This window comes from Halomonas sp. 707D4, assembly GCF_024158685.1.
GTDB lineage: Bacteria > Pseudomonadota > Gammaproteobacteria > Pseudomonadales > Halomonadaceae > Vreelandella.
This window is the reverse complement of sequence record NZ_JAMZBD010000059.1, coordinates 1-10,280: the sequence shown is the minus strand read 5'-3', so window position 1 is coordinate 10,280 and position 10,280 is coordinate 1. Positions and strand designations below refer to the sequence as shown.

At 63.3% G+C, this 10,280-nt stretch carries 7 protein-coding genes and 1 pseudogene; 3 read left to right on the top strand and 5 right to left on the bottom strand.

Annotated features, from left to right (window positions below):
* Both BIS11_RS04310 and BIS11_RS04305 read right to left on the bottom strand, forming a co-directional pair.
* Window positions 1–125 (bottom strand): annotated as a pseudogene (locus BIS11_RS04310) (NAD(P)H-quinone oxidoreductase); the annotation flags it as partial.
* Complete coding sequence (locus BIS11_RS04305) at window positions 115–654, bottom strand: gamma-glutamylcyclotransferase family protein (protein WP_253421396.1); 540 nt, start codon at window positions 652–654, stop codon at window positions 115–117. The gene BIS11_RS04305 and the pseudogene BIS11_RS04310, both read right to left, overlap by 11 nt.
* Before the next feature lie 100 nt (window positions 655–754).
* Here BIS11_RS04305 and smrA point away from each other — a divergent pair, with 100 nt between their 5' ends.
* A complete protein-coding gene (smrA, locus tag BIS11_RS04300; protein ID WP_253421393.1) occupies window positions 755–1,345 on the top strand; it encodes a DNA endonuclease SmrA in 591 nt (196 codons plus the stop codon).
* 73 nt (window positions 1,346–1,418) lie between these two features.
* Here the strand turns inward: smrA and BIS11_RS04295 are convergent, their stop codons facing one another.
* From BIS11_RS04295 to metH, 3 genes are all read right to left on the bottom strand, one after another.
* Complete coding sequence (locus tag BIS11_RS04295) at window positions 1,419–1,952, bottom strand: DUF934 domain-containing protein (protein ID WP_253421390.1); 534 nt, start codon at window positions 1,950–1,952, stop codon at window positions 1,419–1,421.
* A complete protein-coding gene (locus BIS11_RS04290) occupies window positions 1,942–3,597 on the bottom strand; it encodes a nitrite/sulfite reductase (RefSeq protein WP_253421387.1) in 1,656 nt (551 codons plus the stop codon). The genes BIS11_RS04295 and BIS11_RS04290 overlap by 11 nt, the downstream gene beginning before the upstream one ends.
* A 163-nt stretch (window positions 3,598–3,760) precedes the next feature.
* On the bottom strand, window positions 3,761–7,480 hold the full coding sequence (gene metH, locus BIS11_RS04285; RefSeq protein WP_253585763.1) for a methionine synthase: 3,720 nt from the start codon (window positions 7,478–7,480) through the stop codon (window positions 3,761–3,763).
* A 269-nt stretch (window positions 7,481–7,749) separates the two neighbouring features.
* Here metH and nfuA point away from each other — a divergent pair, with 269 nt between their 5' ends.
* Window positions 7,750–8,355 carry a Fe-S biogenesis protein NfuA gene (gene nfuA / locus BIS11_RS04280; protein WP_227390510.1) on the top strand — a complete coding sequence of 202 codons (606 nt, stop codon included), beginning with the start codon at window positions 7,750–7,752 and terminating at the stop codon, window positions 8,353–8,355.
* Window positions 8,356–8,634: 279 nt separating this feature from the next.
* Window positions 8,635–10,275 (top strand): BCCT family transporter, encoded by a 1,641-nt coding sequence (locus BIS11_RS04275; protein ID WP_253426437.1) that lies wholly within the window; start codon window positions 8,635–8,637, stop codon window positions 10,273–10,275.
* The last annotated feature ends 5 nt before the right edge of the window (window positions 10,276–10,280 follow it).

Genomic DNA, 10,280 nt, shown 5'->3' with positions numbered 1-10,280 from the left:
GTGCGCAGCCGGGCCTCGATGCCCGCCACGCGCTCGACCCCCGCCGCCACCTGGCGTGCCATCTCGCGCGTGGCCCCGGAGCGCGAGTAGTAGAGAACCAGAATGTAGGGCGTGTCATGACTCATGGCGTATCCTCGAAACGGGGCTTGCAACGATAGGGCGCGCCGCGTTGGCGGCCAGCTGAGAGTATCCTATCAGAGCTTGGCGGCTAGGCGCAGTCGCGGTGTGGGTATGCGGCTCGGCCAGGCGTCGATAGACCCAGGCCTGTTCGCCGTCTTCAAGCGTCATCTCTTCGCGCCGGTAACGCACGCCCAGACGCTCGTAGCGGTCGAGCCGGGCAAGCTCCTGGGGGGTGACCTTGAGCAGAAGTCCCGAGACCGTGGCAGCCTCGTCCCGGGCCAGGTCGAGCCCTTCGCGACGAAAGCCGGCAAGCGACGCCGCTTCAGGATCGCCGTTTCCGTGCATCACCACCCAGCGTACCGGCGCGATGGTCAGCGTGCCGTAGACGAAGACCTGATGGGAGCGCTGCTCGATGGGCGCCAGATGTGTCGGGCGCTCGTAGAACCAGGGGCTGAGCATGGTCAGCCAGAACCATGCGGCTGCCGCTCCAAGCAGCAGGGCGAGGGTGAGCAACATCCGTTTCACCACGATCATGTTCTATCCTTGTAGAGAAGGCCGGCCCGCGCCGGGAAGTCTTAAGCCGGGCGCCCGGGTTTGCTAGGATACGTACTGCACCCTATCGAAGGAGCCCGCTATGAACCAGCCACTTCGCGATGACATGGATTTTCGCGCGTTTGTCGGGGATGTGAAACCACTGGCGAAGCGTAATCGGGCCGAAACCAGGGCAGGGCATGCGCGCCCGACGGAAGCGCAGCTGGCCCGCCGCGAGCATGCCCAGGAGGTGCTCGGCGCCAGCAACTTTCTTTCCGACGACTTCGTCGACCTGCTGGCCCCGCTCGACCCCATCGAGTACCGGCGCGAGGGCATCCAGCAAGGGGTGGTCGACAAGCTGCGTCACGGCGGCTACAGCGTGCAGGCCCAGCTGCATCTTCTGCGCCGCCCGCTCGACGAGTGTCGGCGCATGCTGTTTCCCTTCATTCAGGAGGCCTACGCGCACGACCTGCGCTCGGTGATGATCGTCCACGGTCGAGGGCGCGAACTCGAGAGCCCCGCCAACGTGCTGCGCTCTTATCTCGCCAAGTGGCTCGCCCAGTTCGACGAGGTGCAGGCCTACGTGTCGGCGCAGCCCTCGGAAGGCGGCATGGGCGCCACCTGGGTGATGCTCAGGAAGAGCGAACGCGCCAAGGCCAACAACCGGGAACGCCAGCAGAAGCGGCGCGGCTGATCACTTTGAACAGATCGACGCAAAAGGGCGGCCCGCAGGCCGCCCTTTGCATGGAGACGGGTTAGATCCCGCTTCAGTGTGTCTCTGCCAGGCGCCGCTCGAACAGCGCCGAGCGCTGATGGACGTCACTCTGGTAGCTCACGCTGAAGGCGCTCAAGGCGCGCAGGGCATCCGCCGGGTCCTGGTCGTCGCGCAGGGCCATGGCGTCGAAACCGCAGCGGCGCATGTAGTCGAGCTGGTCGACCAGCACGTCGCCCACGGCGCGAAGCTCACCTTGATAGCCATAGCGCTCACGCAGTAGCCGCGCCAGGCTGTAGCCACGCCCGTCGGTAAAGGCGGGGAAATCGATGGCGATCGCCTTGGCCCGCGCGAGCTCTTCGCCGAGCGCGGCAGTGAGCTCGGTGTCGCTGGTCAGAAGCGGGGCGAGCTCCTCGTCATCGGCGTGCTTGCGCCACAGCGCCAGGGGCACGAAGGCCGGCAACTGTTCGGGCAGGGCGTTCTCGTCGAAAGAGACGCACCAGGCGTTTTCCACGGCGAGCTCGCCATCCACGATCAGGTGATCGACGTGAACCGGCGCAGGCGCCTGCTCTTGGGCTTCAGTGGGCATAGACGCGCTCCTTGAAGGGTTTCAGGCCGATGCGGCGATAGGTGTCGAGAAAACGCTCGTCCTCGTGGCGCTCGGCGACATAGACCTCGAGCACCTTCTCGACCACACCGGGCACGTCCTCGCGGAAGAACGACGGGCCGAGGATCTTGCCGAGCGAGGTGTCGTCGGTGGCATTGCCGCCGATCGAGATCTGGTAGTACTCCTCGCCCTTCTTGTCGACGCCGAGAATACCGATATGGCCCACGTGGTGGTGCCCGCAGGCGTTCATGCAGCCGGAAATGTTGAGATCGATCGGCCCCAGGTCGTACAGGAAGTCGAGATCCTCGAAGCGCTCCTGCAGCGCCTGGGCGATCGGAATCGACACCGCGTTGGCGAGGCTGCAGTAGTCGCCGCCGGGGCAGCAGATGATGTCGTTGAGCGTGCCCACCGTGGGGTTGGCCATGCCGAGCGCCTCGAGCTCCTGCCAGAGCGCTTCGATCTCGTCGACGGGCACGTCAGAAAGCACCAGGTTCTGCTCGTGGGTGACACGGATTTCGCCAAAGCCATAACGGTCGGCGAGCTCCGCCACCGCATCCATCTGGTCGGCGGTGACGTCACCCGGGGCGTGCTCGCGGCGCTTGAGCGACAGCGTCACCGCCTTGTAGCCCGGTACCTTATGGTCGGTGACGTTGTTGGTGACGAAGCGCGCGAACGCCCGGTTCTCCTGGCGCAGCGCCTCGAACGCATCGATCGCGCTGTCGGCGACCGGGCGACGTTCGGGCTCGGGGAAGTGACGCTTGGCGTCATCCACCGCGGCCTGGGTCAGGGTCTGCGGGCCATCCTTCAGGTGCGCCCACTCCTCGTCGACGCGGCGGCGATACTCCTCGACGCCCAGCGCCTTGACCAGAATCTTGATGCGCGCCTTGAACTTGTTGTCCCGGCGGCCGAACTGGTTGTAGACCCGAACGCAGGCCTCCAGGTACGTCAGCAGGTGCTGCCAGGGCAGATCCTCGCGCACGGTTTCGGCGATCATCGGCGTACGACCCAGGCCGCCGCCGGCGAGTACCTTGACGCGCAGCTCGCCTTCATCGTTGCGCCACAGGCGCAGGCCAATGTCGTGGACCTGGATCGCCGCGCGGTCGTGAGCCGCACCACTCACCGCGATCTTGAACTTGCGCGGCAGGTAGGCGAATTCCGGGTGCAGGGTGGACCACTGGCGAATCAGCTCGCACCAGGGGCGCGGGTCTTCCACTTCGTCCTTGGCGATACCGGCGAACTGGTCGCTGGTGGTGTTACGAATGCAGTTACCGCTGGTCTGGATGGCGTGCATCTGCACCTTGGCGAGCTCGGCGAGGATATCCGGCACGTCCTCGAGCGCCGGCCAATTGAGCTGCAGGTTCTGACGCGTGGTGAAATGGCCGTAGCCGCGATCATAGCGGCGCGTGATCTCGGCCAAGGCCTTCAACTGATGGCCGGCCAGCATGCCGTAAGGGATGGCGATGCGAAGCATCGGCGCATGACGCTGGATATACAGGCCGTTTTGCAGGCGTAGTGGGCGAAACTCCTCTTCACCGAGCTTGCCGGCCTGGTAACGTTCCATCTGGTCGCGGAACTGAGCGACCCGCTCGTCGACGAGCGTTTGGTCGTGAATATCATAACGGTACATGTGCACGGTCCTGCATAGCGAAATGGTCACGTCGAGACGGACGGTAATTTGCCGTCACCTTAACGCACATCGGCATATTCTATGAAAGAATATATAATTATCTTTTTATCGTTAAAAGCTATTTGATGAGCATGAACGCCGGCGGTCTGGCCGGCGCATCCTGTCATCCGGCGGCGCGCTCCTGGGTCTGGCCGGGCTCGTAGGAGAGCACCGGCGAGAGCCAGCGCTCCATTTCCTCGAGGGTCATTCCTTTACGCGCCGCCAGCGCCTTGACCTGGTCCTGGGTGATCTTGCCGGTCGAGAAGTATTTCGACTGAGGGTGGGCAAAATACCAGCCGGACACCGCCGCCGCCGGCCACATGGCGAAGTTCTCGGTCAGCGCCAGGCCGGTGTTCTCCGGGGCGTTCAAGAGTTTGAAGAGCGTGGCCTTCTCGGTGTGGTCCGGGCAGGCGGGGTAGCCCGGCGCCGGGCGGATGCCCTGGTACTTCTCGGCGATCAGCGCGTCGTTGTCGAGGGTCTCGTCTGCGGCGTAGCCCCAGAACTCCTTGCGCACCCGCTCGTGGATGCGTTCGGCAAACGCCTCGGCCAGACGGTCGGTGAGCGCCTGCACCATGATCGCGCTGTAGTCGTCGCCGGCCTTTTCGTACGCTTTCGAGAGCTCGTCCACGCCGTGGCCGGTGGTGACCGCGAAGCCGCCGATCCAGTCGGCCTTGCCGCTCTCTTTCGGGGCGACGAAGTCCGCGAGGCTGTAGCAGAGCCCGTCGCGGCCCTTGGTGGTCTGCTGGCGAATGTGGTGGAGCCGTTCGACGACCTCGGTGCGGCTTTCATCGGCATAGACCTCGATCACGTCGTCGTCGACGGTGTTGGCCGGCCACAGCCCGATCACGCCGCGGGCGTGGATATGGCCCTCGGTCAAGAGTTTCTGGAGCATCACCTGGGCGTCGTCGAACAGGTTGCGCGCGGCTTCGCCGACGATCTCGTCGTCGAGGATCTTCGGGTACTTGCCGGCGAGCTGCCAGCTCATGAAGAACGGCGTCCAGTCGATGCGCTCGACGAGCTCCGAGAGGTCGTAGTTCTCGAATACGGTGATGCCGGGCTGCAAGGGGGCGATGGGCGTGAGCGAGTTCCAGTCGGTCTTGAAGCGGCGCTTGCGCGCCTGGGTGTAGTCGAGATCCGCCGCTTTCGGCCGGCGTTTGGCGTTGCGCTCGCGTACCACCTCGTACTCCTCGCGAATGCCCTGAACGTACTCCGCCTTGAGGCTCGGGGTGAGGAGCTTGCCGGCCACACCCACCGCGCGGGAGGCGTCGGTGACGTAGATCACCGGGTGTTCGTACTGCGGTTCGATCTTCACCGCCGTGTGCGCCTTCGAGGTGGTGGCCCCGCCGATCAGAAGCGGCAACTCCATGCCGCGGCGCTGCATCTCTTTCGCCACGTGGACCATCTCGTCGAGCGACGGCGTGATCAGGCCGGAAAGGCCGATGATGTCGGCATCATGCTCCTCGGCGGCCTTGAGGATCTTCTCGGCGTGCACCATCACGCCGAGATCGATCACCTCGTAGTTGTTGCACTGGAGCACCACGCCGACGATGTTCTTACCGATGTCGTGGACATCGCCTTTCACCGTGGCCATGACGATCTTGCCCTTGGCCTGCGTGTCCTCGCTCTTTTCCGCCTCGATGTAGGGAATCAGATACGCCACCGCCTGCTTCATCACGCGGGCGGATTTGACCACCTGGGGCAGGAACATCTTGCCGGCGCCGAACAGATCGCCCACCACGTTCATGCCGTCCATGAGCGGGCCTTCGATCACCTCGATGGGGCGCTCGGCCCGGGCACGGGCCTCTTCGGTGTCCGCCTCGATGTGGGCAGTGATGCCCTTGACCAGCGCGTGCTCGATGCGCTTGTTGACCGGGAGGCTTCGCCACTCCAGGTCCTCCTTCTTCGGGCCGCTGCTGCCATCGCCCTTGTACTCGTCGGCGATGTCGAGAAGGCGCTCGGTGGCATCCGAACGGCGGTTGAGCACCACGTCCTCGACGGCGTCGCGAAGCTTGGCCGGCAGGTCGTCGTAGACGGCGAGCTGGCCGGCGTTGACGATGCCCATGGAGAGGCCATTCTTGATCGCATGATAGAGAAAGACCGAGTGGATCGCCTCGCGCACCGGGTTGTTGCCGCGAAACGAGAACGACACGTTCGACACGCCGCCGGAGATCATGGCGTGGGGCAGGTTCTCGCGAATGAAACGGCACGCCTCGATGAAGTCGACCGCGTAGTTGTTGTGCTCCTCGATGCCGGTGGCGATGGCGAAGATGTTGGGATCGAAGATGATGTCCTCGGCGGGAAAGCCGATCTCGTCGACCAGCAGGCGATACGCCCGCGCGCAGATCTCGCTCTTGCGCGCGAAGGTGTCCGCCTGACCCTCCTCGTCGAAGGCCATGACCACGATGGCGGCGCCATAGCGCATGCACTTGGTCGCCTGCTCGCGGAAGATGGCTTCCCCCTCCTTGAGCGAGATCGAGTTGACCACCGCCTTGCCCTGCACGCACTTGAGCCCAGCCTCGATGATCTCCCACTTGGAGGAGTCGATCATGATCGGCACGCGGGCGATGTCCGGCTCCCCGGCGATCAGGTTCAGAAAGCGCTCCATGGCCTCCCGGGACTCGAGCATCCCTTCGTCCATGTTGATGTCGATCACCTGGGCGCCGTTTTCCACCTGCTCAAGCGCCACCTCGAGCGCGGTGGTGAAGTCCTCCTCGACGATCAGGCGCTTGAAGCGCGCCGAGCCCGTGACGTTGGTACGCTCGCCGACGTTGACGAACAGCGAGTCCGCCTCGATGTTGAACGGCTCGAGCCCGGAGAGGCGGCACGCCTTCGAGCGCTGTGGAATGTCGCGCGGCGCGACATCGCGCACCTTTTCCGCAATGGCGCGGATGTGTTCCGGCGTCGAGCCGCAGCAGCCGCCGATGATGTTGACCAGCCCGCTGCTGGCGAACTCGCCGACGATCGCCGCCATCTCTTCCGGGGTCTGGTCGTACTCGCCGAACTCGTTGGGCAGTCCCGCGTTGGGGTGGGCGGAGACGAAGGTGTCCGCCTTGCTGGAGAGCTCCTCGAGGTAGGGGCGCAGCTCCTCGGCACCAAGGGCGCAGTTGAGGCCGATGGACAAGGGCTTGGCGTGACGCACCGAGTTCCAGAACGCCTCGGTGGTCTGGCCCGAGAGGGTGCGGCCCGAGGCGTCGGTGATGGTACCGGAAATCATCACCGGCAGACGTGCTCCGAGATCCTCGAACAGCACTTCCAGGGCGTAGATCGCTGCCTTGGCGTTGAGCGTATCGAAGATCGTCTCGATCATGATCAGGTCGCTGCCGCCTTCGATCAGCGCAGCGGCGGCCTCGTAATAGTTTTCATACAGCGCGTCGAAGGTGACGTTGCGCTTGGCCGGGTCGTTGACGTCCGGCGAGAGCGAGGCGGTGCGCGAGGTCGGGCCCAGCACGCCTGCCACGAAACGGGGTACGCCGGTCTCCTTGGCCACCTCGTCGCACACCCGGCGGGCAAGGCGCGCGGACTCGCGGTTGAGCTCGACGACGAGTTCTTCCATGCCGTAGTCGGCCTGGGAGAGGCGGGTGCTGTTGAAGGTGTTGGTTTCGATGATGTCCGCACCGGCCATCAGGTAATCGCGGTGGATGCGGGCCACGAGTTCCGGGCAGGTCAGCGCCAGCAGGTCGTTGTTGCCTTTCAGATCCGATGGCCAGTCGTGAAAGCGCTCGCCACGGAACTCCTCCTCGCCCAGACCGGCTTCTTGCAGCATGGTGCCCATGCCGCCGTCCAGAATCAGGATCTGCCGCGTGAGGCGGTGGGTAAGCGATGCAGTCGTTTCACGTAAAGCCATGGCGAGGGGGAGCTCCAGCAACACAGTCGGATATGTCTGCGCGACAATCCACGCAAATGGCGCACAGCATATCAAAGGGCGCGGGCCGAGACAGCATTGCAGGCGCTCGTCATCATGCCCGTTTGGACTTTGCTTAGATGCGCGCCAGGCCTGGAACGAATAGTTTACTAAAATGGTCGGGATTGTGTCGGCCAACGGTTTTGCTTACCATAAGCCACAAATGACATGTGAGGCGGCCGCGCCGCTACCACAGAAGGAGTAGACCGCTCATGACCACGACTATCGAAGCGCCCGGCATCGACATCACCGACAGCGCCCAGGGCTATCTCGCGGAGCTTCTGGAGAAGCAGAACGTTGAAGGTATCGCGGTGCGCATCTTCATCACCCAGCCAGGTACCCCCTACGCGGAAACCTGTCTGGCCTACTGCCGCCCGGGCGAGGAAGAGCCCACGGACGTGCTGCTCGAGCTCGACAAGATCAACGTCTATCTGGACAAGAACAGCCTGGCGTTTCTAGAGGAAGCGGTCGTCGATTTCAACGCCGATCGCATGGGTGGTCAGCTCACCATCAAGGCGCCCAACGCCAAGATGCCCAAGGTGAATGCGGACAGCCCCCTGGAAGATCGCATCAACTACATCCTCTACAGCGAGATCAACCCGGGCCTGGCGGCTCACGGGGGCGAGATCAAGCTCGTCGAACTGACCGAACAGAAGGTGGCAATCCTGGCCTTCGGCGGCGGTTGCCAGGGCTGTGCGGCGGTCGACCTCACGCTCAAGGATGGCGTCGAGAAGACGTTGATCGAGCGCATCCCGGAGCTTGCCGGCATTCGCGACGTTACCGACCATACCGATACCACCAACGCCTATTATCGCTGATCACGCACGTTCTACTCTCGAAAAGCGCTCTGCTCCGGCAGGGCGCTTTTTTTTGGTTCAACTTTTTGCTCCGACGTTGGCAATAAAAACGTTTAAACCCGATCTCAACGCTTTACATGTGTACAACAATTGTCAAAAAAGAGTTTATGCTCTATTTCATATTCATTGCCTGGGGCGATGCAGCAAAGGCCATCGTTGCCATGGGTCCTGCCAACGCTGAATCATACTAAAACTGAGTCGTATCAAGACAAGGGAGCCACGACCATCAATAAGCCTTCGATGTTTTCCAATATTCACAAGCCGATCTTCTTCGGTTCGCTCGGGCTTCTGCTGCTGGTTACCCTTCCGCTGATCGTGTTCCCTGACATGGGGCGCGTCTGGGTCATGGCGGCGCAAGGGTTCGTGTCGCAGAATTTCGGCATGCTCTATCTGGGTATGGGCGTTGCTTCGCTCGGCTTCATGATCTACATCGTGTTCAGCGATATCGGGCAGATCAAGCTCGGCGACGTGGATAGCGAACCGGAGTTCTCGCTGCTTTCCTGGGGGGCGATGCTGTTCGCCGCCGGGATCGGTGGCGCAGTGGTGTTCTGGGGCATGGTCGAGTGGATGTACTACCTGCAGGACCCGCCTTTCCATCTCGAGCCGTTTTCCGAAGAAGCCACCGCCTGGGCGGCGACCTACGGCATGTTCCACTGGGGGCCGATCGCCTGGTCGATCTACCTGGTGCCGGCACTGCCGATGGCCTACTTTCTGCACGTGCGAAAGCACCGCGTGCTGCGCATCAGCGAGGCGATCCGCCCGGTGCTCGGCGAGAAGCTCGCCAGGAGCTGGCTGGGCGACATCATCAATGTGTTGTTCATCTTCGGCATGCTGGGCGGCGGGGCAACGTCTCTCGGCATCCTGGTACCGCTGATCAACGAGGGGCTTGGCAACCTGTTCGGCTTCACCCCCAATACCGCCAGCCAGCTCGCGGTGCTCGGCGGCACCACGGCGCTGTTCGCGATCAGCGCCTGGCGGGGGCTCAAGGGCGGGATCGAGGTTCTCTCCGATATCAACATGTGGCTCGGGTTGGCGGTGCTGGCGTTCATCCTGGTGATGGGGCCGACGGTCTTCATTCTGGATACGGGCCTCAACTCCATCGGCCTGATGCTGAGCAACCTTGTGCGCATGGCGACCTGGACCGAGCCCTTTGGCTCTCTGGGCGATTTTCGGGATACCGGTTTCACCGAGTCCTGGACGATCTTCTACTGGGCCTGGTGGCTGGTGTTCGCGCCGACGGTAGGGCTTTTCATCGCACGTATCTCCAAGGGGCGGCGAATCAAGACCATGGTGGCCGGGTCGATGTTCTTCGGCTCGCTCGGCTGCGCGCTGTTCTTCATCATTCTGGGCAACTACGGGCTGTATCTCCAGCTCAGTGGTGCCCTCGACGTCATCGCGATCATGAACGAAAGCTCCGCCAACGCCGCCTTCTACGCGGTGCTGGGCGAGCTTCCGTTGACCTGGCTGGTGACGCTCGCCGTGGTCGTGCTGCTGTCGATCTTCACCGCGACCACCTTCGACTCCATCGCCTACATTCTCTCCTCGGCGGCGGAGAAGAACCTCGAGGAGGAGCCCGGGCGCCTTCACCGGCTCTTCTGGGCGTTCACGCTATCGCTTTTGCCCATGTCGCTGCTGTTTCTGGGTGGGCTCGAGACGCTGCAGACCGCGAGTATCGTCAGCGGCGTGCCGCTGCTGCTCATCGCGGTACTTCTGATGATGTCGATGGTGCGCGCGGCCAAGTACGATTTGCGCTACCAGCCGGATTATTCGGAGCCCGAGATCAACATCGAGGAGTTTCCCGAAAACGACCCCTGGAGCGAGGACGGTACCTGGGAGCTTCCCGACGAGCCGGGGAGCGAGCCGCCCAAGCCTCAGGGCTGATCATC